This window comes from Enterococcus sp. DIV0174, from assembly GCF_050529065.1.
Lineage (GTDB): Bacteria > Bacillota > Bacilli > Lactobacillales > Enterococcaceae > Enterococcus_B > Enterococcus_B thailandicus.
In genome coordinates this window covers 1,267,698-1,292,509 of record NZ_CP172881.1, presented here as the reverse complement: position 1 = coordinate 1,292,509, position 24,812 = coordinate 1,267,698, and the positions used below count along the sequence as shown (strand labels likewise).

22 protein-coding genes, 2 CRISPR repeat arrays and 1 riboswitch (1 of these 25 only partly in view) are annotated in these 24,812 nt (G+C 36.3%); of the genes, 7 read left to right on the top strand and 15 right to left on the bottom strand.

Annotation, left to right across the window (positions count from 1 at the left end):
• Positions 1 to 203: direct repeats of the CRISPR family, unit length 36 nt; unit sequence GTTTTAGAGCTATGCTGTTTTGAATGCTTCCAAAAC; it reaches 296 nt to the left of the window's first position.
• Between the two features lie 177 nt (positions 204 to 380).
• Positions 381 to 752, bottom strand: coding sequence for a pyridoxamine 5'-phosphate oxidase family protein (locus tag IGJ93_RS06220; RefSeq protein WP_075491538.1), 372 nt, complete (start codon positions 750 to 752; stop codon positions 381 to 383).
• A gap of 214 nt (positions 753 to 966) precedes the next feature.
• On the opposite strand from IGJ93_RS06220, the gene IGJ93_RS06215 reads away from it, so the two are divergent.
• On the top strand, positions 967 to 1,404 hold the full coding sequence (locus IGJ93_RS06215; protein WP_067481922.1) for a PH domain-containing protein: 438 nt from the start codon (positions 967 to 969) through the stop codon (positions 1,402 to 1,404).
• Between the two features lie 65 nt (positions 1,405 to 1,469).
• On the opposite strand, the gene IGJ93_RS06210 is transcribed toward IGJ93_RS06215, so the two are convergent.
• The 3 genes from IGJ93_RS06210 to IGJ93_RS06200 form a co-directional block, all read right to left on the bottom strand.
• On the bottom strand, positions 1,470 to 1,847 hold the full coding sequence (locus IGJ93_RS06210) for a MerR family transcriptional regulator (RefSeq protein ID WP_075491510.1): 378 nt from the start codon (positions 1,845 to 1,847) through the stop codon (positions 1,470 to 1,472).
• A gap of 49 nt (positions 1,848 to 1,896) precedes the next feature.
• On the bottom strand, positions 1,897 to 2,751 hold the full coding sequence (locus IGJ93_RS06205; RefSeq protein ID WP_071868335.1) for an aldo/keto reductase: 855 nt from the start codon (positions 2,749 to 2,751) through the stop codon (positions 1,897 to 1,899).
• 539 nt (positions 2,752 to 3,290) lie between these two features.
• A complete protein-coding gene (locus tag IGJ93_RS06200) occupies positions 3,291 to 3,926 on the bottom strand; it encodes a nitroreductase family protein (RefSeq protein ID WP_071868334.1) in 636 nt (211 codons plus the stop codon).
• 105 nt (positions 3,927 to 4,031) lie between these two features.
• On the opposite strand from IGJ93_RS06200, the gene IGJ93_RS06195 reads away from it, so the two are divergent.
• A complete protein-coding gene (locus IGJ93_RS06195; RefSeq protein ID WP_071868333.1) occupies positions 4,032 to 4,391 on the top strand; it encodes a MerR family transcriptional regulator in 360 nt (119 codons plus the stop codon).
• Positions 4,392 to 4,471: 80 nt separating this feature from the next.
• On the opposite strand, the gene IGJ93_RS06190 is transcribed toward IGJ93_RS06195, so the two are convergent.
• Complete coding sequence (locus IGJ93_RS06190; protein WP_285700360.1) at positions 4,472 to 6,610, bottom strand: HelD family protein; 2,139 nt, start codon at positions 6,608 to 6,610, stop codon at positions 4,472 to 4,474.
• A 498-nt stretch (positions 6,611 to 7,108) separates the two neighbouring features.
• Between IGJ93_RS06190 and IGJ93_RS06185 the strand changes: the two genes are divergently transcribed.
• Both IGJ93_RS06185 and IGJ93_RS06180 read left to right on the top strand, forming a co-directional pair.
• On the top strand, positions 7,109 to 7,936 hold the full coding sequence (locus IGJ93_RS06185; RefSeq protein WP_071868331.1) for a restriction endonuclease: 828 nt from the start codon (positions 7,109 to 7,111) through the stop codon (positions 7,934 to 7,936).
• 292 nt (positions 7,937 to 8,228) lie between these two features.
• Positions 8,229 to 8,618 carry a YxeA family protein gene (locus IGJ93_RS06180; RefSeq protein WP_067481912.1) on the top strand — a complete coding sequence of 130 codons (390 nt, stop codon included), beginning with the start codon at positions 8,229 to 8,231 and terminating at the stop codon, positions 8,616 to 8,618.
• Between the two features lie 75 nt (positions 8,619 to 8,693).
• Here IGJ93_RS06180 and IGJ93_RS06175 read toward each other — a convergent pair whose 3' ends face one another.
• The 4 genes from IGJ93_RS06175 to IGJ93_RS06160 form a co-directional block, all read right to left on the bottom strand.
• On the bottom strand, positions 8,694 to 9,410 hold the full coding sequence (locus IGJ93_RS06175) for a transaldolase (protein WP_067481910.1): 717 nt from the start codon (positions 9,408 to 9,410) through the stop codon (positions 8,694 to 8,696).
• 1 nt (position 9,411) lies between these two features.
• Positions 9,412 to 10,782 (bottom strand): PTS ascorbate transporter subunit IIC, encoded by a 1,371-nt coding sequence (locus tag IGJ93_RS06170; protein ID WP_067481908.1) that lies wholly within the window; start codon positions 10,780 to 10,782, stop codon positions 9,412 to 9,414.
• Between the two features lie 63 nt (positions 10,783 to 10,845).
• Entirely contained in the window at positions 10,846 to 11,127 is a 282-nt protein-coding gene (locus tag IGJ93_RS06165; protein ID WP_067481906.1) for a PTS sugar transporter subunit IIB, read from the bottom strand.
• A complete protein-coding gene (locus tag IGJ93_RS06160; protein ID WP_082294042.1) occupies positions 11,127 to 11,594 on the bottom strand; it encodes a PTS sugar transporter subunit IIA in 468 nt (155 codons plus the stop codon). Before IGJ93_RS06160 ends, IGJ93_RS06165 begins: the two co-directional genes overlap by 1 nt.
• A 448-nt stretch (positions 11,595 to 12,042) precedes the next feature.
• Between IGJ93_RS06160 and IGJ93_RS06155 the strand changes: the two genes are divergently transcribed.
• Positions 12,043 to 13,761, top strand: coding sequence for a BglG family transcription antiterminator (locus IGJ93_RS06155; RefSeq protein WP_430597039.1), 1,719 nt, complete (start codon positions 12,043 to 12,045; stop codon positions 13,759 to 13,761).
• 173 nt (positions 13,762 to 13,934) lie between these two features.
• Positions 13,935 to 14,564: direct repeats of the CRISPR family, unit length 36 nt; unit sequence GTTTTGGAAGCATTCAAAACAGCATAGCTCTAAAAC.
• Positions 14,565 to 14,830: 266 nt separating this feature from the next.
• Here IGJ93_RS06155 and IGJ93_RS06150 read toward each other — a convergent pair.
• The 6 genes from IGJ93_RS06150 to IGJ93_RS06125 all read right to left on the bottom strand — a co-directional run bounded on the left by IGJ93_RS06150 (position 14,831) and on the right by IGJ93_RS06125 (position 20,975).
• Positions 14,831 to 16,210 carry an FAD-dependent oxidoreductase gene (locus tag IGJ93_RS06150; protein WP_270492564.1) on the bottom strand — a complete coding sequence of 460 codons (1,380 nt, stop codon included), beginning with the start codon at positions 16,208 to 16,210 and terminating at the stop codon, positions 14,831 to 14,833.
• A gap of 296 nt (positions 16,211 to 16,506) precedes the next feature.
• Complete coding sequence (locus IGJ93_RS06145; protein WP_430597038.1) at positions 16,507 to 17,376, bottom strand: histidine phosphatase family protein; 870 nt, start codon at positions 17,374 to 17,376, stop codon at positions 16,507 to 16,509.
• Positions 17,377 to 17,873: 497 nt separating this feature from the next.
• Positions 17,874 to 19,148 carry a phosphopyruvate hydratase gene (gene eno, locus IGJ93_RS06140; protein WP_095803619.1) on the bottom strand — a complete coding sequence of 425 codons (1,275 nt, stop codon included), beginning with the start codon at positions 19,146 to 19,148 and terminating at the stop codon, positions 17,874 to 17,876.
• A 106-nt stretch (positions 19,149 to 19,254) separates the two neighbouring features.
• Positions 19,255 to 19,320: riboswitch (Fluoride riboswitch) on the bottom strand.
• 43 nt (positions 19,321 to 19,363) lie between these two features.
• A complete protein-coding gene (locus IGJ93_RS06135; protein ID WP_095803618.1) occupies positions 19,364 to 19,666 on the bottom strand; it encodes a hypothetical protein in 303 nt (100 codons plus the stop codon).
• A gap of 72 nt (positions 19,667 to 19,738) precedes the next feature.
• Positions 19,739 to 20,101, bottom strand: a complete 363-nt coding sequence (locus IGJ93_RS06130; RefSeq protein WP_430597037.1) for a hypothetical protein — start codon at positions 20,099 to 20,101, stop codon at positions 19,739 to 19,741.
• 100 nt (positions 20,102 to 20,201) lie between these two features.
• Positions 20,202 to 20,975, bottom strand: coding sequence for a MerR family transcriptional regulator (locus IGJ93_RS06125; protein WP_086270956.1), 774 nt, complete (start codon positions 20,973 to 20,975; stop codon positions 20,202 to 20,204).
• A 78-nt stretch (positions 20,976 to 21,053) separates the two neighbouring features.
• Between IGJ93_RS06125 and IGJ93_RS06120 the strand changes: the two genes are divergently transcribed.
• Positions 21,054 to 22,772, top strand: a complete 1,719-nt coding sequence (locus tag IGJ93_RS06120; RefSeq protein ID WP_071868328.1) for an ABC transporter ATP-binding protein — start codon at positions 21,054 to 21,056, stop codon at positions 22,770 to 22,772.
• A 4-nt stretch (positions 22,773 to 22,776) separates the two neighbouring features.
• Complete coding sequence (locus tag IGJ93_RS06115; protein ID WP_311797869.1) at positions 22,777 to 24,567, top strand: ABC transporter ATP-binding protein; 1,791 nt, start codon at positions 22,777 to 22,779, stop codon at positions 24,565 to 24,567.
• The last annotated feature ends 245 nt before the right edge of the window (positions 24,568 to 24,812 follow it).

The following is a 24,812-nucleotide window of genomic DNA, read 5'->3' as shown; positions in this document are numbered from 1 at the left end:
AAAACTGTACGTTCTAAAACCCATTTATTTTCTTTGTTTTAGAGCTATGCTGTTTTGAATGCTTCCAAAACCAAAAAAGGCACAAACAATTATTCACACTGGTTTTAGAGCTATGCTGTTTTGAATGCTTCCAAAACCCATACGATCCAAGAGTAGACTACAACAACGTTTTAGAGCTATGCTGTTTTGAATGCTTCCAAAACTGTCGTGTTTTGGATTATGACTTTGCTGCTGTTTTAGAGCTATTAGTTTTGAATGCTTCCAAAACTAATAGATTTGCTGAACAAGCTACTCAAATGTTTTAGAGCTATGCTGTTTTGAATGACTGGCTAAATGTATGATAAAAAAGGACCGCCCATTGAGAGCTGGTCCTTTTTTTGTTAAATTTTTTGATCAATTTCAGTGACAGTTATTTGTAGCACACGGCTTAAGAACGGAAACTTTTCCTTCATTTCATTAAAAATTGGTCCCCCTGTGATAAACTCAGCGGTTCCGTGCAAATGGAATCCTGCACCAGGTCCTACTGTACCAATGACTTCTTTGCTTCCAACGGTTAACATCACTTGATTATTTTTTTCGATATCTTGTTGAACACTGTGCATCCCAGCTGCAGGAATATATAATTTATCGCCACTGATTTGAACATAGCTATTCCAAGTGTTCACAGCATGAAAGCCCGGAGCATTTTCACTCGAAGAAATTATTGTTACTGCTCCCTCATGTCTCATTACCTCTAAAAATGTTTCATTCATCATTTTGCAGACCTCATTTCAATTATCGTAAGTTTATTATAGCACCACTAAGTATTTCGTTCACTTTCTAGTAATAAAAAAATCAGACTTATACCCTAAAAATATATACTATAATTATGCGCGACGTGGTACGATAAAATAAGGTATGATTAGTTAAACAGTCAATCATACTAAGTGTTTAGACACAAAAAACAACAACTTAGGAGGTATCAATATGGCATTATTTAATAATCTTGTACAAGGAGCTTTAGGAAATTACTCAGAAAAAACGCCAGAACAATTGACTCAAGAATATGGAGCATATCTTTTTGATAATGAAGAAATTACGATGGGCTATCAATTGGTTAGGGATGCGTTGATTTTTACCAATCATCGAGTGATTTTTGTTGATAAGCAAGGAGCAACTGGTAAGAAAACCGCCTTCCACTCGATACATCTTGATTCAATTGTCGAAGTCGATATGGAAACTGCTGGAACAGGATTAGATGACAGTGAGATTACAATTACTTATCTTAAAAATATTAATCAACGTTCAAACAACGAAGTGCATGCCGTACATAAATTTGAATTTCCTAAAAAGACGGATATCTTACCCTTATACCGCTATCTAGGAAATGTCAGTATGACAAATCGAACGCGAATCAACAAATAATTTTGAATTGTTTCGCCCACTTTACCCTATCAAAAGGTGCAGTAAAGTGGGCTTTTTTTCGTTATTTATTGTAACTTTTGTTCAGACTCGCGCATGTGCCCTTCGTAGTTTTCGACTTTAAATAGCAAATAATCATGTGCTTCTTGCATTTTAGTTATTTTTTCTTGCATCAGCTCAGCTTGCTCCAGTAATAATGCTTTGCGAGCTGGGATCGTTGAATCATCGTTTTCATAAATCATCGCCACATATTCGCGTAAGCTTTCCACACCCATTCCTGCATTCCGCATCGTTTTTGCGAATTTCAACTGATTAATACTTCTTTCTGAAAAATCACGTAGCCCGTTTTCTTGTCTTGGTACGGGCATAATGATTCCGATTCGTTCATAATAACGGATGGTATCATTCGATAGTCCTGTTAGATTGGCTGCTTCTTTGATATTCATGTTGTTTCCCTCCGGCAATTGATCATTTTGCAGCTACATTGATTAAAAATCAAAGTCTTTCCATAAACCATTTTACTCTTTCTGGATCATGATGGTCAAAAAATGCTGATTCTTTTTGATCTAATTGAGCAATCAACGCAAAATCCTCCGCTGATAATTCAAAATCAAAAATAGCAAAATTTTCTGCCATTCGTTCGGGATTCACAGATTTTGCCAAGGCGATGATTCCTCGCTGCATCAACCAGCGCAAAACAACCTGCCCAACTGTTTTGTTATACTTTCGACCAATTCCGGCTAACGTTTCATTAGTAAACAGCTCATGCCGTCCTTCCGCAAAAGGTGCCCATGCTTCCATTTGAACATCACACATTTTATGATAACTGACAGCTTCTTGTTGTTGGTTCCAAGGATTAACCTCAATTTGGTTGACTTGTGGTTGGGCTACTTCATTCATTTTGACAAATTCAATTAGCTTTGCCGAATCAAAGTTGGAGAGTCCAATTGATTTAACCAAACCTTTTTCTTGTGCAGTTGCCAAGGCACGCCATGCACCATAAATGTCGCCATAAGGTTGATGAATCAAGTACAAATCCAGATAGTCCAGATTCATATTGATGAGTGATTGTTGGATAGCTTGGGTTGCCTTTTCTTCTCCCATTTGTTGAATAAAAAGTTTTGTTGTGATAAAGAGTTCTTCTCGTTGAACAAGCCCTTCAGCAATTGCACGTTGGATTCCTTGACCAGTTTGAACCTCATTTCCATATGAAATAGCTGTATCGATTAAACGATACCCGATTTTGATTGCTTGATAGACCGCTTCAGCAGTGTCTGCTAGTGGGATTTGATAGACACCAAAACCTAATTGTGGCATTTTTTTTCCGTTGTTTAATAGTTTGCTATTCACTATTCTTCACTCCTTTTTTAAGATAATCCCATTCAATCATCTGGAGTGCACTCTAAGTCAAGAAAACATTTTGCTATTTCTTTATTATTAACCACAACATGTTCATCTACTTCGATTAATAAGTAAGTCATCAACTTCTTACTGATTAATGAAATTTATAAACACGAGACGAGTACTCTTTAACTCTAAAGTAAAAGGAGATGTGAGAATACTTGTCTTGCATCCCTTTTTCCAGATAAATGGGTTCAAGAGGTAACTTCTTCAAAATAAAAATAAATTTCACAAAAATTTGAGAAGCAGCTTCTGGAAATTTATTCTTATTTATTGGAGCTAGACACTTCTTTCACAGCCTTATTCACGGTGTTCCCAAAGCAATTTCTTCGACAATGACATTAAGTGGAAATCTCACAAAATTTGAAAAGCAATTTACAAAAATTTCTATTTACTAAAGCTAATAACCTCTGTCACAAGGATTTTTTAAGCAAAAAACTCCCACCCGATAAAATTTGGGTGGGAGTTTTACTTTGTAGTAGATGTTGTTATTTCCAACTGCTGAATTCATCAACAGTTAATCGAATTGAACGATAACCTTCCTCGACTGCCTTACCAATGGAAAGGATCATGACTGGAACATATCTTTCAGGATCTAATGAAAAAGTTTCAGCAAGCTGATCTTGGTAGAAACCGGTCATCGGATTTGTGTCATAACCATACGAACGAGCGATTAACATCAACTGCATAGCGAATAAGCTTGCATCTGTTTTGACCACTTCTCTAAGCACTTCTGTTGGTAATGAAGAGTAGCCTGCGCGAATAGTACTCACTTGTTGTTCACGTACTTCTAAAGGCATCATTTGTTTCTCAACAGCCTCATCATAAATTCGCTCTACATTTTCATAAGCTAATAAATCGCCAAAAATCAATAGCATCGCTGATGAAGTTTCATTTTGCAATTTATTTCCCATCAATACGGGTTCAAGTGTGGCTTTTGCTTCATCCGACTCAACGACCACCACTCGCCATGGTTGAATATTGGCAGCTGACGGTGCGGTGCTAGCTAATTTTAGCATCTCTGTCATTTCAACCTTCGAGATTTTAACTTCAGGATCATATTTTCGGATTGATTTTCGTTCAGCGATAATTTTGTTAAAGTCATTTAAATGTTCTAATTTCATCTGATTTCTCTCCTTTTTTCTTGACATCCTATTGTTCAATCAATAAGATGTGTTTATCTTAAACTATGAACCTTTGTTTATAGCAAGCATAAAGGAGAAATTTTTTTGAAAACAAAAACTGTTTCAGAGCTGACAAAGATTCCTATTTCTACACTCCGTTTTTATGAACGACAACAGTTGATTCCCAAAAGATATATTTCACGAGATAATAATAATTACCGTGTATATGCGGAGGAGGTCGTTCCCTATTTAAAAAGATTAAGCATGCTAGCTTCTACTGGATTTACTATTTCTGATTTGCAAAACTTGACCAGTGACGCACAAAATTTGACAAAGGAAGAACGAATTACTTTTACAGAAGAAAAGATTCAGGAAATAACTGCCATGCAAAATGACTTAGAAAGTGCGAAGGAACTCTTGTCTAAAATGGTTGCAGAAAGTAAACAAAATGATTGCGTCCTCTAATTTTTTTTAAGAAGCGCGAGACAAAACACAAGAATGACTCGTGTTTTGCCCCGCGCTTCAATTTTTAATCCTCAATCAATTCAATTTTTCTTCAACTGCTCCGTTAAAAATCTTGTCAATTCTCCCTCATACGTAATCCACACCGCTTGCGTTCCACGAGAAATCGCTGTATAAAGCAATCGTTGATCTTGCTCTGTCTGATAATTTTTGTCGGAAACATCAAACAAGATGACATGGTCAAACTCTAATCCTTTTGCTAATTCAATTGGTAGAATCCGTACTTTTTTTGTCACATGATCAGAAAGTTCTGCCCGCAAACCATCTGCTTCTGCTAATGTTTTTGTCAGGATTGTATAAATTTTCTCAGAATCCAGTTGTTCAATCAGATGGATAAACACTGACAGTCGGTCATAAGGGAGCCACTGAATTGCTTCTCCGTCTGGACGAATAGGTGTAATTTGCATTTCTTCGGGATTTTCCAATAATGATGCAAATAGTTTCGTGATTGCGCCACTTGAACGATAACTTGTCGTTAATTGATAATAAACAACGGAGTCTCCTATCAGCTCACTGATTTCAGCAAAAGAAATCTGACTGTTAAAAATCCCTTGATTTTCGTCTCCCACCATTGTCAAATCAGCATGTGGCCAAAAATGACGTATCAATTGAAGCTGCGCAGGTGTATAATCTTGAATTTCATCAATCAAGATAACTTTGTAATCCAAAAGGTCAAGCTTTTCAACTAATGTATGCTGAATGAACAATTGGATTATTGCTTCATCGAGGGTCAAAATTTCTTGTAACAGATATTCTTCTCCTGTAAATGCTTGATACAATTGAACAATCAAGTTGGTACTATCCAACCAATCGAGCTCATTGATTTGCTCTGTTACTCTCCGATATTTTTTCCTCAATAAGATTTCGGCGTATTTTGCTAACGCTGTTTCTGATTGTTCCGTTAATAATTTACCAAAATATTCTCGTTGCTGTTTTTCCGTCAGTTCTAATAACTGATTTCTCAACTTTGCACTTTGGCTTTGTTGCAACAAGTGATGTTCCCACTGCTGAAGCATTTTCTCTTTAGTGCCTGCAATTCGTTCACGTAAGTCATAGTTTGTTGGTGTAGAGTTAAACAACTCAGCAATTTGTTCAGGTGTAAAGAAGACTTGTTTCTTCTGGTTCACCTCGTTGAAGGTGACCTGTAGTGAACGAGTATTCTCTAAAATAAATGTGATAAATGCTTGACTTCGTAAGACGCGTTCTTGTCTGGTTGCCTCTTGTCGACTGATACGTTGAAAATAAGTTGTTTCATCTTCCACTTTAGCTTCTGAAAAGTCTCTTGCCAATTGTAAAATAGTTAAGGTCGGTGGATTTTCTTCTCCTAAACTAGGTAAGACATCTGCAATATAATGACCAAATGCTTGGTTAGGTGAAAAAATCAAGATATCTTTTGCAGAATACGTTTGTTGATTTTGATAAAGGAGATACGCAATCCGTTGCATAATTGTTGAAGTTTTACCACTGCCGGCTACCCCATTGACCAGTACATTTTTTGCTTCTTGATCACGAATAATTCGATTTTGCTCTTGTTGGATTGTCGCCGTAATATCTCGCATCGTGCTCGAAGTATTTTGCGCTAATACGTCAAGCAATACATCATCTTGAATGGTTGTCTTAGTATCGAAGTAATTGATTAGTTGGTCTGCTTTAGTAATTAACTGTCGGCGATTTTCAATTGCTACTTCAATTTCTCGGTTGTTCACTTGATAATGAGACTTCCCTAGCTCATTGTTATAAAATAGTTCAGCAATCGGTGAACGCCAGTCGTAGATTAAATCTGATCCTTTTTCAGTGGTAAAACCATTGATTCCAATATAAAAATCTTCATCTGGTTCTTCCTCCAAAAAATCCACGGAAATTTTACCAAAATACGGCGAAGCTAGTAATCGCTCAACCTTTTCTAAATTCTTTCTAGCGGAATCCAGTTGAATATTGTACTGGTCAATTTGCCGATTCAAGGCTTCAATATTGGCAAAGGTGTCTAAATTATCAGTGATATTGTCCATGTTTAAACGAATATCACCAGTCATTTCTTCAATGTGCTGTCGCCCATGCTGATCTTTTTGTTGAATCAACTGCAGTAATCGTTTTTTTTCTGCTTTCAACTCTTGATAAACTGACGTTAAATGCTGTTGTTCTTTTTTCTCTACATTCTTCAAGAAAACACGCCCTTTGCCTATTTATTAAATTACTAAAAAATGATCCGTAAATGTTTTATCTACGGAATAGCAGTTTACAGCCACATCCAATCAAAAACAAGGCTACAATTACAATTTTTTTTGCGGTATAATAAAGATATAAGAGAAGAACGATTTTAGGACTTTAAGTGTGGACTACTTGTTGGTCTGCTTTTTTTGTAAGCTGTTATATTTTTTGAATTTTAATCGCTACATAAATCTTTATTTTATTAAAACACAAAATTTTTTAGTGTATAATTAAAAAAAGAAATAACAAGAACGATGCTTTTTAATAACTAAATATTCTAGTCCATTTTTTAGGAAAGAAAACGAATTATTCACTTTATTTAGCGCCCCTTTCTTCTCCTTTATGAGAAAATAAGAACCTTAGGAATACAAATAATTCTGAATGCCTATTTAAAAGATTAGATAGTTATGTTCTTACTATGAAAAAGAAAATAAATACTGGAGGCATATTAAATGAAAACTTTTAGAATTATTATGGCAGCACTTTTTGGTATTTCGGGGTTTGCTCTTTTATTTGATGCAAGTAGTCCATTAAGTGAACGTCTTGGTGGTTTTGGGATTAGCCTTGTATTTGCTTACTTTATTCTGCCAAAATTTCTTCGATTAATGCTATTAGAGAAAGTAGGATTTGATCATTCAAGATTGAATCACCTAAATAAAATCAATCAAGAAATTGAGAACTCAACTGCTGAAAAAAAACATATAAAAAATGAACTTCAAGACTTAAACAAACAAAAAAAGAAAATAGTCCATGAGATGGATCGTGTACAGCGTAAGAGTTTTGAATATGAACTACAACAAATCGATCAACTAACTCAAGTTGAATTTGGTCGATATTGTGAGAAACTCTTAGAAAAAATCGGCTACAGTGACATTAATAATACTGTTAATTCAGATAATCAAGGACTGGATTTGCTTGCCACAATGGGAACAACATCCTATGGTTTTCAATGCAGAAAACACTCTAGTGTACTTGGAAACAGCGTGGTTCAACAAGCACTGGCGGGTAAAACATTTTACAAGCTTGATAAAGTTAGTGTAATTTCAAACAACTATTTTTCTGCAAGTGCAAAACAGCTTGCACTAGAGGGAAATGTTGAATTGTGGGATCGAGATACTTTAAAAGAGTATTTAAGAGATAAATATTCTGCTGAACGCAATTCTAAAAATGAAGCTGAAAACTTAGAAAGTCTCTCTCCTTCTACTGGGTTAGAAACAGCTTCTTCAGAGCCACTACCAAACGCGGTAGAAAATGATGAGTCTGATTGGTCTGACTTTTAATAGATTAAAAAATTAGCTTTAAAACTAAATTTGTTTGTAAAAAAAATCACTGTTTTTTCTCAGTGATTTTTTTTATATCTCATATACACCCTCTATCCACTTCAACCTTCATTTTTACTTTTAAACCGAAGGCAAAAATAAGGAAAACGATATAAACACTTCTTCGCAAATTTAGTTGATCTAGTTTATTTTTGCATTTGCTTATCTTGCAAAACTGTTAGCACCCTGTTAGCCCTATCTTGGATCACCCTTGGTATACTAGAACATATTTCTAGGAGAAAAAGGTGATAAGATGAAAAAAGTGATTGGCGTAATATTTTTAGCATTACTGGCATTTGGTGGATTTAAAGGGTATCAATATTATCAAGATACTTATGTTGGTGAAGTTGCCTATGCCCATGTGCCAAACGAAGTCCCGGCTAAAGTAAAACATAAAAGTGAAAGTGCTATTGGTGACAATAGTCCTTGGTTTTCTTACGACTACGACCTTACTTTTGTTAAAGAAGACGGCTCAACTGAAAAACGAGAGATTCAGATCTCTAATGACAATGCGGAACCATTGATTCCAAATTCATATGTCAAAGTAAAAATGAGTAAAAAGCGGATTATCGAAGGTCCCAATACAATTGATCAAAAAGACTTACCCGAGAAAGTAAATAATAAACTTGTTACTACTAACTAGTCCAATAAATCTTATAAAAAGAGAAGCTTGGAACAATCAGTCGATTGCTTCAAGCTTCTCTTTTTATTGCTTAAGTTATTCTTCATCCAAAATAGTAAATCCTAGAGTTTGGATATCTCGATTGAACATTTTGACGGTTTCCAACGAAAGTTCATTCAAGTCCATGTGATACATTGACAATTTAGAAAGGATTGCAGGCGTCACAGTAATAATATCAACACCTAACTGTTCTGCTTGCACGATGTTGTAAACTTCTCTTGAACTTGCCCAAAGTAATTTAGTTCCTTCTTTACGGCCACAAATTTTCAAAGATTTTTCCATCAATGGTAAGGGATCGATTCCTGTGTCAGCAACACGTCCAGCAAATACAGAAACGATGTTTTCAGTGCCATTCGCTAATGCACCAACTGTGGCTTCTACTTGTTCTAAAGTCATGATAGCTGTGATGTTAAGTTTCAATCCTTTTTCTGATAATCGCTGGATTAATTCAGTTGATGACTCACCTTTCGTATTCATGATTGGAATTTTGACGTAAACATTGTCGCCCAATGCAGCGAGTTTCAAAGCTTCTTTTTCCATCGTTGCAAAATCATCGGCAAAAACTTCAAAACTGATAGGTAATCCTTCGACTTTTTCCAATACTTCTTTTGCAAAAGCAACATAATTCGTAATTCCCGCCTGTTTCATCAAACTAGGGTTAGTTGTAAATCCCGAAACGATTCCAGCAGCTTTCATCTTCAACATCTCTTCAATCACTGCACCATCTGAATAAATATCAAGGTTAAAATTCATGTTAATCAAGCTCCATTTCTTCATTATTAATTGCTGTTTTAGATGGTCGAATAATACTTGGAGCAATCAAAGCGACTAGAACTGCCACAATGATGACATAGATTCCCGTTTGTCCAAATTGACCACCAACTTTTCCTAATAAAATACCAATCCATCCAAAGTCAAAATCACCAAAGGTTGCATTTGAAAATCCTAGCTGGCCTAAAACTGGTAATAAAAGTGCTGGTAAAAAGGCTAAGAATAAGCCATTGACGAATGAGCCAACCACTGCACCACGTCGTCCCCCAGTTGCATTACCGTAAACACCGGCAGTTGCACCACAGAAAAAGTGCGGAACCAATCCAGGGATAATCAATACACCACCAAAAGCGCCAAGGATAAACATACCAATCAAGCCACCAACGAAACTTGAAATAAACCCAATGATAACTGCTGTTTGTGCATATGGGAAAAATACCGCACAGTCAACAGCTGGCACAGCATTTGGAATGACTTTATCAGCAATTCCCTGAAACGCAGGTAATAAATCAGCAAGAATCATACGGACACCAGAATAAACAATTGTAACGCCTACTGCGAATTTCAATCCACAAAGAATCGCGAATAAATAGGGTGATTTTCCGTCTGATAAAGTCGAAACAAATTCAGGTCCTGCCGCAATAGCGGAAATCAAGTAAAAAATCACCATCGTTAATGCAGTAGAAATTGTCGTATTTCGTAAGAACCCAAATTTTTCTGGCACTTGAATATCTTCTGTCGACTTTGAACCTTTTCCAACGATGCTCCCAATAAAAGCGGATAAGTAATAACCAATCGAGCCAAAGTGTCCCATAGCTATTTCATCACCATCAGTGACACGAAGCGTATATTTTTGACCAATTGCTGGAGAAATTGCGCTCCATGCACCTAAGAAAAACCCGCCGACTAAAATCAAAGAGGTTCCAGAAAAGCCAACTGCACCTAATACTGCCGATAATAAACACGCCATAAAGAATGAATGATGACCAGTTAAAAAGACATATTTATAACGGGTAAAGCGTGCGACTAACAAATTGACAATCAGTCCAACGATTAAGATCGACATTGTTTCAACACCAAGAATTTTTTGTGCGACAGAAGTTACAGCTTCATTATTTGGCACTACTCCTGTAATGTGAAATCCTTTTTCAATCATCTGAGAAAGTGGATCAAGGTTTCCACTAATAACGTCTGCACCTGCGGCTAACATCAAGTAACCAAGAATTGGTCCCAATGTTCCGGTTAAGATTTTGTGTCCAGGTGCTTTCATTGCAACCAAGCCAACCAGAGCAACTAACCCCATCAAAATTGCTGGTTCACTAAACATATCCTTGAGAAATTCCAAAAATTCCATTATGAATCCTCCTGTTTTATTGAATCTATTTAATCCTCTCATATGGCCATATAAGATAAATGATTACCCTTTACTTAATTCTTCCAATACTGGTAAAATGTCTTCCGAAATTTTTTTCTTGTCTGCGTAGCTTCTAACGACAGCGACTTTTTTGTTTGCAGGAAACTGTTTGGCAAATTCATCGACTGTTACAAACAGATCGGGTTCTTCTCCCAACGCTGCATTAAAATCACTGGATTTCGCATCAACTTCAAACCCATTCTTTTTCGCAATCTGATTGATTTTCATTGCCAATAAATTACTACTACCAATTCCATTCCCACACACTGTAATAATTTTGATCATTATAATTCCTCCTCTTCTTTGATAAACTTTTCTGCTAGTTTAATAAATGCTGTTTTTGTCGATGTTTCTAATAATGCATCGACTTTTTCCTCTTCATCAATTAGTGCGGAAATTTTTTGAAGCATTGCCAGATGAGCCTCATTATTATCCGTTGCTAGACAAATAATTAAGTACACATCTTTTACATCACCAAAAGAAATCGGCTCAACTAATTTCAAAATACTAAATCCTGTTCCTAATGCGCCCGCTTCTGGTCGGGCGTGAGGCATTGCAACTCGTGGTACTAATACCATGTACGTACCCATTTCTCGAACGTTTTTGATCATTGCCTGAATATACTTTTCTTCAATGATTCGTTCTCGTAGTAAAGGTTCTGCGGCTAACTTCACTGCCTCTTCCCAGTTAGCAACCTTTGATTTGAATGCTAGATGATTTTCACATAAATAGTGCTGTTCGATTTCTTTCACTCGATTACCTCCTCGCTATCCATACTATAAATGAAATCGCATACATTCGATACCACTTCTCTTTCCTTTTCAAAGTGGAAAGAGCTGAATTTTTTAGTTCAATGACTTCCGTTATTAAATGGAAATCATTTGACCACCTTCAAACGAATCCATCGTGCCTTGGAACTGTAAGCCTTTTCTTTCTTTTGGATTTCTTATTAAAATCTGCCAATTGTAATTCAGCTCATTCCTATATATGATAACAATTAAGGGGGTAGCTAATTATGTTTGCGTATAAAAGATTAAACCAGCTGTTTCAACGTCTCTATACCGAAAAAAATTGTTCCAGTGAGCAGCTTCGGACTTTTCAGTTTCTAAACGAACAATCAGAAATGATTTGAAGGAGTTAAATGATTTTCTAGCGAAATACGATGCCACAGTCGTGCTCAAAAGAGGTATTGGATACGAAATGTTACACAAAGAAAATGTTCAAGAACTATTTACCGAGCTGCATTCACAATCAACCACCCCATCCCATCAACTAGAAACTTCTGAAGATCGAATCAAGCAATTATTACTTCTGTTCTTATTTTCAGAGAAAGAAATATCACTAGATGAACTGTGCAATCAATTATATGTCGGGCGAACGACAATCTTAGGTTATATTCGCCAGCTTCGCTTATTACTTGCTTCTTATGAGATCAAAATCACTTCAAAAGTAAACATTGGGTATAAAATCGTTGGGGAAGAATCAGCTATCCGGCAGGTAATCTCAGATCAATTAATTGAAAAAAATTTTGAGAGCTATATCTCGCAGTTTTCTCGTAATGAGTATGAACTGTTTCACGAAATCAACTTAGTCGAACTATCACAGTTAGTAACAGATTACTTTCCACCTAATCTGTATAAAATTTCTGACTATCATCGAAAAAATTTTGTTATTCACCTAGCCATTGCTATCCTTAGAGTGAAAAATCAGCATCATCTTGAATCTGTTTCGAGTTTTTTTATTATTGATGAAAAGATTCAGTCTTCAATCAGAGAACTTTTGGCAGCTATCGAAAAAAAGAATCAAATCAGCTTTGACCTTCAAGACGAAATCTGGTTACAGAACCATCTCTTTTTAGATTTACAACAGCCGCAACATTCCAGTAGCCAAACAACTAAGATCTATCAATTTATTGATCAGATGTTGATGGAACTTAATGAAATGATTGGTGAAGACCTGCAACAAGATGAGATTTTACGAAAAGATCTCTTTATCCATTTTTCTAGTTACCTGACATTAAAGGAAATTATGAAAAATAAAAAAAACCCCCTATTATCGGAGATCAAAAAGAATTTTTCGTATGCCTTTGAATTAGCTGTTTTGGCAACAAACAATAGTAAGTGGCTAAGCACCTTTGAGTTCACCGAAGATGACATTGGTTACCTAGCTTTACACATTGCGGCAGCGATTGAGCGAAAAAAAGCACACACAGCAGATAAAAAACGAATTTTGGTTGTCTGTGGTCAAGGCGTTTCGACAAGTCGGTTGATTGAAGCGATGCTCAAGAAGCGTTTTTCTGATCAATTAGAAATCATCGATACTATTTCCTATGCAACTTATCAAACAAAAAAGTTAACAAACGTTGATTTTCTTATCTCAACAGTTCCTCTCGAAGATAAACAGATTCCTGTTATCCAAATCGACTTTTTAGATATTAAACAAGGGATGGGCAAAATTGAAAAACTTTTAGCTGCTGAAGAAGAAAAACGTCATTTTTTGAGCTTGTTTGATCCAGCCTTATTCGTTGTCAACAATCAGCAACTTACACGGGACGAATTAATCCAGTCAATCGGAACTATTTTACAAGAACAAGACATTGTCGCTGAAGATTTTATTGAAAAAGTGATTGATCGAGAAGAAATTGCACCAACAAATATCACTGAGTTGATCGCAATCCCTCATGCTATTGATGCCTCCATCCAGAAAACAAAAATTTTTGTTTACATCTCAAAAGAACCGATTTTTTGGCGTCCGAATGCAACCGTAAAAATCATCTTTTTACTTGCCGTTGCTGAAGATGACAAAGACAAACTCCAAGCTTTTTTTGAGTATTTATCTGATCTTGTAGAAGACCGAAAACTACAACAAAAAATAGCTGATACGCAAAATTTTGAAATGTTTCTAGGTACTATTCGTTAATTAAATTAGGTATCAAAAAAACGCAGTTTCATGAATAGCTCCCTACTTTTAAGGAACTACATGAAACTGCGTTCTTTTTTACTGCAAATTATCATCAGTTATTCTTGAGTCAATATCACGTATTCTTTCTGCTACTTTTTATAAACACATACTAAAACAATGACAGTTTCAGTCAAAAGTAAGCATTCAAAACAGCATAGCTCTAAAACCAATATTGAGGGGCAGTACATATTAGTTCAGTTTTGGAAGCATTCAAAACAGCATAGCTCTAAAACTGCTACTATTGAATACACTGATGCAGTTTTGTTTTGGAAGCATTCAAAACAGCATAGCTCTAAAACATAACTTAACAGCGACAAATTACGATTCTGGTTTTGGAAGCATTCAAAACAGCATAGCTCTAAAACGCAGTTAAACAATCATAGATTTCGCAACTTGTTTTGGAAGCATTCAAAACAGCATAGCTCTAAAACAACTCAAATAAATAGTTTTGTATCAAAGCTGTTTTGGAAGCATTCAAAACAGCATAGCTCTAAAACAACAGTTGTCTACACTTCTCTTAACCCTGCGTTTTGGAAGCATTCAAAACAGCATAGCTCTAAAACAGAAACTTTGTAAAATATAACATTCCCACTGTTTTGGAAGCATTCAAAACAGCATAGCTCTAAAACCTACCATTAGCTTTGCGCACATCTTGTAAAGTTTTGGAAGCATTCAAAACAGCATAGCTCTAAAACTGCTGCAAACACAGGCTCCCACCTCATTTCGTTTTGGAAGCATTCAAAACAGCATAGCTCTAAAACCTCGGTTCAAATTTTTGAGGTTCCGTAATCGCACTATTCGCCCATAGCAAGACTCCAGTTTGAATGCTTCTTCGTTAACGTCATTGGTTATTCTTATTTCAAGGAACACTTTTCTTTAGTATAGCATGAAACCTTGTTTGCAACGAAAATAGTTGGAAAACAATAAGCTTTTCACTATACTGGCTATCATTTGATTGTAAATGAAAAAATCAACCTCCAAAAGCCTGTCCATTTGACTACTTTTGGAGGTTGATTCAATTTTCGCTTTATTCAATAAATTCTTTTTCAGCTAAAGCATGTTGTGCTGCTAGGTTCAACAGACTCCATTGACGGTCAAATCCTGGTTGGAAGAAAAAGTCTGCCTCAGCTAAATCTTCTAGTGTTAATTTTTGTTGGATTGCTAAAGCTAACACATTTCCTTGAGCAGTAATATCATAAGTTGATAACACAGCTCCACCCAAAATTTGATGGGTCGTTGGATCGAAAAATAGTTGAACAGAAACTCTCGTATTTCCAAATTTTTCTGGTACATATTTTGGTCGTAAAGTATCTTCAAAGTAAGCAGAGGCAATTGTTACTCCTGCTTTACCCGCTGTAAAACTATTCAAACCACTTGCAGCAAAATGATAGTCAAATACACTCAATGCGGATGAACCAACTACTCCGCCAAAAGGTTGGCTTGGAATGCTTTCAAATAAATGTTGCACAACATAACGTGCTTCTCTTCTGGCAACTGTCGCCAAAGCAATTGGCATTTTGGCACGTGCCGGAATCGAATAAGCAAGTGTTGCATCACCAACGGCATACACATCTGGAAGATTGGTTTGAAGGTATTCATTCGTTACAATCCAACCACGTTGATCTAAGTCAACGGTTCCTTCTAACCATTCAGTATTGGCTTTTACTCCTGCTGCTTGAATGATCAAATCAGTTGGGATTTCTTCACCGTTTACTTGAATAGCGGAAACATTTCCTTTGCCTAAAAATGCTTCAATTTTTGCGCCGGTCATGACTTGGATTCCTTTTTCTGTTAAATGCTCTGCTAAAATATCTGTCATTTCTTGGTCCAGATAAGTGCCTAATGGACGGTCTATCATATCTAAAAGGATTACTTCTTTCCCAGCTTTACAAAAAGCTTCGGCTGCTTCAATACCAATATATCCAGCACCAATAACTGCTACATGTTTAACATCAGGATCATTGAGCTTTTCTTTGATTTTCGTTGCCCAGTTATACCCACGCATCAAATAAACATTTTCTAAATCGGCACCTGGAACTGGAAGCGAATTTGGTGTGACACCAGAACTTAAAATCAATTTATCATATGCATAATCAGTAGTCTGATCTTCCAGTATATTGGTGACAGTCACTGTCTTTTGATCTGCATTGATTGCTTTTACTAAATGATTATTCAAAATGTGTACATTTTCTTCTGGAAAGTTTTCTGGTCGAAAGTTTCTGACATCATTTACATCCGTTACTTGGTCCTCTAAATAAAGTTCCATTCCACACGACATAAACGAAATATAATCTCCAGCCTCAAATAACGTAATCTCCACATCTTCACCATATCTAGATAATAATTCTAAAATAGATTGATGTCCGCCATGTGATGCACCTACGATGATAACTTTTCTTTTACTCACGATAAATCTCCTTCCTTGTATAAAAAATAAAATTCCCCCCACAGTTCCAGAATAGTACGAACGAATTTATCTGTCATACCATTTGCTTGTGAAAAATCAAAAGTTATTTTTTAGTTTTCCGGAGCTGACCGCTTGGAGCCACAACCTCATCCACAGTGTTCCCCAAGCAACTTCTCGAAATAATTCATAACTGTCCAAAAATATGGAAAGCTATTTTTGTCAGTTGTTCATTATTTTTTCGAAGCAGAACGCTTGGAGCCACAACTTTTTTGAGCAAGTTACTTTTCATCTGCAGACTATTTATCTTTTGCACCTTTTTCTAAGTAAGATAAATCATTAACTGATTCCACTGTATACTTACCATCTTGATAAATAATTTTACAAACGCTGGCATTTTTTAAGCCAGTTGGCGGAACTTCTGCCGATTCATCAATTGATGCGACAAATGAAGCAATTGTCATACCGTGTGAAGTGATTAAGATTTTATCTTGCCCTTTTTCCTCAGCTGTTTTAACAATGTCAGCTACTGCACTCGAAACACGGTCAATAACTGTTTGATAATCCTCTGCTCGCCAACTCACTTCATCAGCAGCGACATCATGCTCTTTTCCTAATTCTTCAAGTTTCTTTTCATCTAATTCATGTAAAGTGTCTGCAAAACCTTGGATTGTTTTGACGAATCCTTCTTCATCCATTTCATTTTGCCACTCTTCTAACGTTTTTCCTTGTTCTTTGGCAATTTCGCTCCACATTTCAGGATTGGGAATTCCTTCATAGGTACCAAAGTTGAATTCACGTAATCGTTTGTCAGTGTGTAATGTATCTAAAAGCTTTTCTTGTCCATTATTTTTCAATACTAAGGTTGCTGTTTCGACTGCTCGTCCGCTATCACTAGAATAAACTGCATCAAAATCTACATCTGCTAATCCCCTCCCCAAGTCTTCTGCAACAGCGATGCCTGCCGGTGTTAACGGTGCATCGATCCAGCCTTGCGAGCGATCCGTTGTGTTCAGCATAGTTTTGCCATGTCTTGCTAAATAAATTTCTACTTGATCTGGCGCTTTATTTGCCTCTTTTTCAGTACTTGTTGCGGAGTTTGTTTCTTGACAAGCTGATAAAGAAAACATCAATCCAATCATTCCTACTACTTTCAACCACTTTTTCATTTCTATCCCCTTCCATTTTTAAGCACATGTCAAAAAATTCCAACGAACGTTTTAACAATGTACTTCTTAATACATTCTTTTTTAGTGATAGCGAGTTGCTATAATCAAAATGCTCCTTTCTTTAAGCTACTTGTTACTAAAATTTCGTTTTAGCAACTAGTAATTCTATTACCAACTATCCTCAGATAGAATTACACAAAAAAAGACCTAACCAGTCGAAACTGGTCAGGTCTTGCTTAACTTAATAATAACAATCCTATTATTCTTTGCTTATTCAATTTACTATACAAATAAATTACCATTTAGAGAAAGCGCTGTCAATACGATTTGTTCTTTCTTTTTCTATCTCAGACTTTCTTTTGCTTTTAGTTAGCATTTTCAACGAATCAAGCGTGTTTGCTGCTCACATAATAGCTGAAAAAAGAAAAAAGAGGTTCAAGTGAACTTTCTCTCGCTTGAACCCCTTTTTTAATTAAATTTAGCTAATTCTTTGTTTTTTATTGGACTTTAGGAAACTGTGCAAGTGCGCCGTAGCCTTCTAGCTCTTCTTCGATACGTAAAAATTGATTGTATTTTTCAACACGTTCACTGCGTGCCATCGAACCAGTTTTAATTTGACCAGCATTCATCGCAACTGCAAAATCGGCAATAAATGTGTCTCCTGTTTCACCAGAACGATGAGAAATCATCGTTGTGTAGCCATTTTTTCGTGCCATTTTGATGGCTTCAATGGACTCTGACACTGTTCCAATTTGATTTAGTTTAATTAAAATCGAGTTGGCAACACCTTTGGCAATTCCTTCAGCAAAAATCGTTGGATTAGTTACAAAGATATCATCACCAATTAGTTGAATGGTTTGACCCATTTCATCCGTCATTTTTTTGAATCCGTCCCAATCATGCTCTGAAAATCCGTCTTCAATAGAAATGATTGCTGGATATTTTTTAACTAAATTTTGGTAATAAGCAAGCATTTCATCAGAACTTAATTCTTTTCCTTCAAAATGATATTTTTTTGTTTCATCTTCATAGAATTCACTGGAAGCTGGATCAAGTGCGATACCAATTTCCGTTTTTGGTTCGTAACCTGCTTCTTCAATTGCACGATAAAGCATTTCAATCGCAGCTTCTGTACTTCCTAGTTTTGGTGCGAAGCCACCTTCATCTCCGACAGCTGTTTCGTAGCCGTCTTTTGCTAAAATATTTTTTAATGTATGGTAAATGTTAGCAATTTTTTCTACGCCATCACGGAAAGTTGTTCGTTGAATGGGCGTAATCAAAAATTCTTGCACATCAATACCAGAATCTGCATGAACACCTCCGTTGATTACATTGAAAAATGGTTGAGGGAGCTCTAAATCAACGCCACCAAGATAACGATACAATGGAACTTTTTTACTTTGTGCCGCTGCGCGAGCAACCGCCATTGAAACACCAAGAATCGCGTTTGCTCCAAGTCGTCCTTTGTTTGGTGTTCCGTCTAAATCAATCATCATTTTATCAATTTTTGCTTGGTCAAAAGGTGAAGTTTCCTTCAATGCATCATTGATTTCTCCATTGACATTAGCAACAGCTTTACTAACTCCTTTTCCTAATAAACGAGTACCGCCATCACGTAATTCCACGGCTTCACGATCACCAGTAGAGGCGCCGCTTGGCACTTCGGCTCTGCCTAATGTTCCGTCAGATAAAATCACGTCAGCTTCCACCGTTGGATTTCCGCGTGAATCAAAAATTTCTCTTGCTTTTACTTGTTCAATTACTACTGTCATCTTTTTTTCCTCCTAGTTTTTACAAAAATGCAACAAAAAAACGCCTATTGTAAAGCAACTACTTAAAAACAGAGTACAACAAATACACTCTTGGACAAGTAATTAGTTTACAATAGGCGCCATCAGCTGATTTACTCAGCGTTTAGGAGGGAGCACCATCCCTCACACATAACGTTAGCACGTTTAGATAATTGTTTCAACTAGAAACACTTCTATCATTCATTTTCCAGCTTAAAATAGTAATCGATGATTGCTTTTATTCCTTGATAATCTTTGATTACAAAGAGATTTGATGGCACTTCAATAATTGGTAGCTTTTTTTCATTGATGAATGGTGCTAACTGTCTCGGTACAATCAGATAGTCTACCTGCTCTTTATCTCGAAGGTAATTCAGCGAAACATCATAGTCTTTAGAAAAGAACTCTTTTAAATGTTGCTGATTTCTTAAGCCTATAGGGAGTGCGGAATAAGACAATCCACCGTCTACCGCTAAGACAAAACAAATCTTCTTTTTCATTACAAACACGCTCCTCACTTATAAAAACAGTAACAATTTCTTATCAGTCCAATTCTCATAGTAACAGTCACACTAATTGATGAATCTCGGATTAACGGTTGAATTAGAAACAAAGAAATCTGTCTTGATTTGAATATCAAATGTTTCTGCAACTAATTTTTCAATTGTTGCGAAAGAATTAGTCGTGCTGATTCGATAGATTTTTGTGCCGTAGTTGATCCATTCAGCTGCTTGCAACAATTCTCGGTAGCCACGTACATCCGGTTTTCTATCAGTAAATACGACAAAGTAATCATGGATTAATTCGCCATTACTTGAACGATTCATACTTGTTGTTGCCCTTTTGATAGGGGTTCCAATTTTTTCGTACAGTTGTAAAGGGCTTCGTCCCCAAATATCAACAGTTTTTTCAGCTCCTTGCTTACGTTTAGCCATCTTATCCCTTCTTCATCATAACTCATTTGTTTCTTTTATCCTACAACGAATAAGGCAAATTTACGAATCTTACTTTTAGACAGACTTATCGAATTGTCTACTATTTGTTTTGTTTCCCTTTGTTCTTGATTTCAATCCAAGATAAATAATACTCCTTATCAGAAGTGTGCTCATATTGTTTTCTTACGAGAAACTCGCCAATAACTTGCTGAATATCATAACCCTTAGCTGTTAACGTACGAACGACCTCTTGAAGATTATTTCGGTCGTTATCTGCAGGATCTACTTCAATGATTACTGGTTGATAATCAAACGCTGGGTTGTATTCCCAAAGGATTTCTTCTTCAATTTCGTCTTCAAAAGATGTGCCGATACAAAAAACATATTCTAGCGATTGACCTTTTTGTTGCCAAATAATCCCTGAGTTACAATTTTTTTCTAAATATTTCCGTGCAGTAAAGTTTTCATCTAAATCAGCACGAACCATTTTCGTAAAGTCGATTTTCAAATCATGTGTTCCAGTCAAATCAAACCCAGTGGATGAAAGATGTCGTTTTCGTTGCTCGATTTGTGCCATTTCGCCTTTTAATCTTTCAATTTCTTCTGCCAAACGTTTTTCTGTCTGCTCCAGAACTTCATAAACTTCTTTTTCTGATTTTCGATAAATGCCTTGAACATCTTTGATTGATAAACCCAAACTTCGAATGAATTTGACATCATACAATGCAAATAAATCATCATAGGTAAATGTCCGATAATCATTGGCTTCATTTCGGGAATTCGTTAGCAAACCAATGGAATCCCAATAACGAATCGTAGATGTTGGCAAGTTCAAAAATTTCGCAGCTTCACCAATAGAAAATGTTTTATTCATTTTTTTAAAACCTCCTTGACCTTAAAGCTACTTTAACCTGTATACTCCATTATTGTCAAAACTAAGGAGGCATGACTTATGAAAGTACTAAAAAATTTCTTGTTGCAAAATAAGGGCATTGTTGCTCTGACTAGCAGTTTCATTGTTTTACAAATCATCGGAATCTTAGGCGTGCCTATGCTAGTAGCACGGCTAATCAATCTTGGCATTTTAAAAAATGATCTTGACGCAATCAAGCTTATTGCCATTCAAATGATTATCGTTACGGTTTTAGGTACGATTGCCGCCGTGATTGGTAGCTATCTGTCAGGAATTCTTGGCGGACGTTTCGGTCGCCAAATCAGAAAATCGTTTTTCCAAAAATTTCAGGAACTAAGCATTTCTGATATTGATAAAATTGGTTCTAGCACTCTGCTCACTCGTATGACGAACGATGTGGACAATGTGCAACAAATGATTGTGATGTTTTGCCAATTGATCCTACCTGCTCCAATCATTGCTGTTTTTGCTTTGACCATGACGTATCTCAATGCGCCAAACTTGTTGTGGATTCCACTGGTAGCTATCCTCTTTTATTTGGTCGTATTATTGTTTTTACTGAAAAAAGGAACACCCATTGCATTAAGTATTCAACCAAAAATGGATCGAATCACTACTAAACTAAGAGAGTTTTTTACTGGAATCAACATGATTCGTGCATTCAACAATCAGGACCATGAAGAAATGAAAACGAATGAATCATTTACCAACTACGCGAATCAAATGATTCAAGTGAATAAAATTTTTGCTTTTATCACTCCTACCGCTTTTCTGATTATGGGTGTTGTCTATGCATCCATTCTTTGGGTCGGTGGTTACCTCGTGGGCAATCAGACCATCCAAATTGGAAACATCGCAGCAATTACGGAATATGCGCTTTTGGCACTCTCATACCTTATGCTTGCAGCAATGGTTTTTGTGGTCATCCCTCGTTCCGTTGCTTCATTGAAACGACTGGAAGAAGTGATGGATTTTGAACCGTCAATCAGTGACCCTGAGCCGTTTTCTTTTCAAATCAGAGATGCTAGTGCTGCAAGCTATCAAAACGTTTCTTTTGCGTACGGAAAAGAAAGCAATCCAGTGATTGAAAAAATTTCATTTACAATCCCAGCTGGAAAAACAACCGCTATCGTTGGCGCAACTGGTTCTGGAAAAAGCACGTTAATGAAGCTTCTTTTACGAATCAATGACCCTACAAGTGGTGAAATCAAATTGAATGATGTCCCAACGACTGCTTTGACACAAAGCAGTATTCGTAAACAGGTTGCTTATGTTCCACAAAAAGCATTTTTATTCAAAGGAACAATTAAATCAAATCTTTTAATGGGAAAAGCAGATGCCACACCAGCTGAAATTGACCAAGCAGCAAAAATTTCTCAGTTAAAATCATTTGTAGATACTTTACCCGATAAATATGAGTCATTCACTGCACAGGGAGGCAGTAACTACTCTGGTGGACAAAAACAACGAATTTGTATCGCGCGAGCGTTAATCAAGCCCGCTTCAATGTATGTTTTTGATGACAGTTTTTCTGCTTTAGATTATCAAACAGATGCCGCTTTGCGAGAAGCTCTCACAAAAGAACTGTCGAACAAAACATTAGTAATCATTGCCCAACGCTTGAGTACAATCGCCCATGCCGATCACATCATCCTCATGGAAAATGGCAAGATTGCTGGTGAAGGCACACATCAAGAATTGTTATGTACCAACAAAATTTATCAAGAAATTGCAGCTTCGCAAGGAATGAAGGAGTGATAATATGAAACAGAACAACATGATGCCGAATAAAAAACATCTGATGTATCGCTTTTGGAAATTACATCGTTTTGAACATAAATATTTTTATCTATTGATGTTTTGTAGTTTGGTTGGAAATATTTTAGTGGTTGCAATGACCTTCATGATGGCGCTAGGAATTGATAAAATCGTCGCGGTCATTCAATTGAAAGAATCTTTGCCAGTAACACTTGACTTACTCACAGAACAATTGCTTCCAACTGTCTTACTGTTAATTCTGTTTTCGCTAATCAGTAGTGGACTTTCCTACGTGCAAGAACGAGCAATGGCGACATTGAGTGAACGACTTACTTTGAATACTCGAAAACTAATTACGAAAAAAATCAAAAAATTACCGATGTCCTTTTTTGATAATCATCAAGTTGGCGATCTAATTAGTCGGACGACTACAGGCTTGAATCAGCTTTCTCAAGTATTATTGACCGGTATTAACCAACTATTCACATCCGTCGTTACCATTCTTTTTGCGGGAATCATGTTGATTTACATCGACAGTAAAATGTCAATCTTAGTGATTGGTTTATTGGTTCTTAGCGGACTGGTAACACACAAATTTTCAGTGATCAATAAAGAAGTGGCCGATAAAGCACAGGTGAAACTTGGTAGTATCAACAATGAAATGGAAGAATATCTTTCTGGTGTCATTGTTTCAAAAACCTTTAACCAAGAAAATCAACAAACAGAGGCTATCAGTCAAACAATTGATGAACATTATACTGTATTTAAACGTGCTCAATTCTTGAACTTTGCTATCTACCCTTTATCCCGTGTTATTAACCAATCAGCTTTTATTTTTAGTGCGATATTTGGTGCAATGACCGTATTAAGTGGCGGAATCACGATTGGTTTCTTGCAAGCATATCTACAATATATCAATCAAATTTCCGAACCAATTTCAACAGCTTCTTACGTCATTAACTCGATTCAAGCTGCCATGGCTTCGATTGAACGGATTTTCTATATTTTGGATCATGAAGAAGAACAAGCAGATACAAGTCGAACAACCATTCAACATCCTGCTGGAAATATCCGATTCAAGGATGTTCGCTTTGGCTACTCCCCCGACAAAACATTGATGAAAAAAGTTGACTTTGATGCGAAAGCAAACCAAAAGATTGCCATTGTTGGACCAACCGGCGCAGGCAAAACAACGCTAGTCAATCTACTTATGCGATTTTACGACATCGAATCTGGCCAAATCGAATTCGATGGCATTCCAACCACTGATCTTCCAAGAGAAAATCTTCGCTCCTTATTTGGAATGGTCCTACAAAATACTTGGTTATTTGAAGGTACGATTGCTGAAAATATCGCATATGGAAAAATGGATGCAACACGAGAAGAAATTATCCAAGCAGCTAAAATCGCTCAGTGTCATCACTTTATTCTGACGCTTCCTAATGGCTATGATTCCATCGTCACAAGTGATAATGGTGGAGGCCTCTCACAAGGGCAACAACAATTGTTGACCATTGCTCGTGTCATTTTGGCAAATCCACCAGTGGTTATTTTGGATGAAGCAACTTCTAGTGTGGATACTCGCACAGAATTACAAATTCAAGAAGCAATGAACTCGTTGACCCAAAATCGGACAAGTTTCGTCATTGCTCACCGCCTTTCCACCATCGAAAATGCTGATTTGATTTTAGTGATGGATAAGGGCGACATCATTGAAAAAGGAACGCATAAGCAACTGTTGAAACGTCCAACACTCTATCGTTCACTTTACAATAGCCAATTTCAGGCAACTTGATTTAAGTAAAAAAGATAATAATAGCTATAGCAAAAACAAATTATAAAAGCGTTTTTAATACGTTATAATAATATTGTACGAATAAATTATCCCTATCTTCCAATTCAATTTATTCGTATGATATCTTCTCATGTTAGTTATTCCCAAATATTTACCCAACAAAAAAACCACCAACTAGTTGGTGGTTTTTTGTTGAAATTGGTATCAAAAAATCAGTTGATACTTTTCTGACGAATATTGGATAA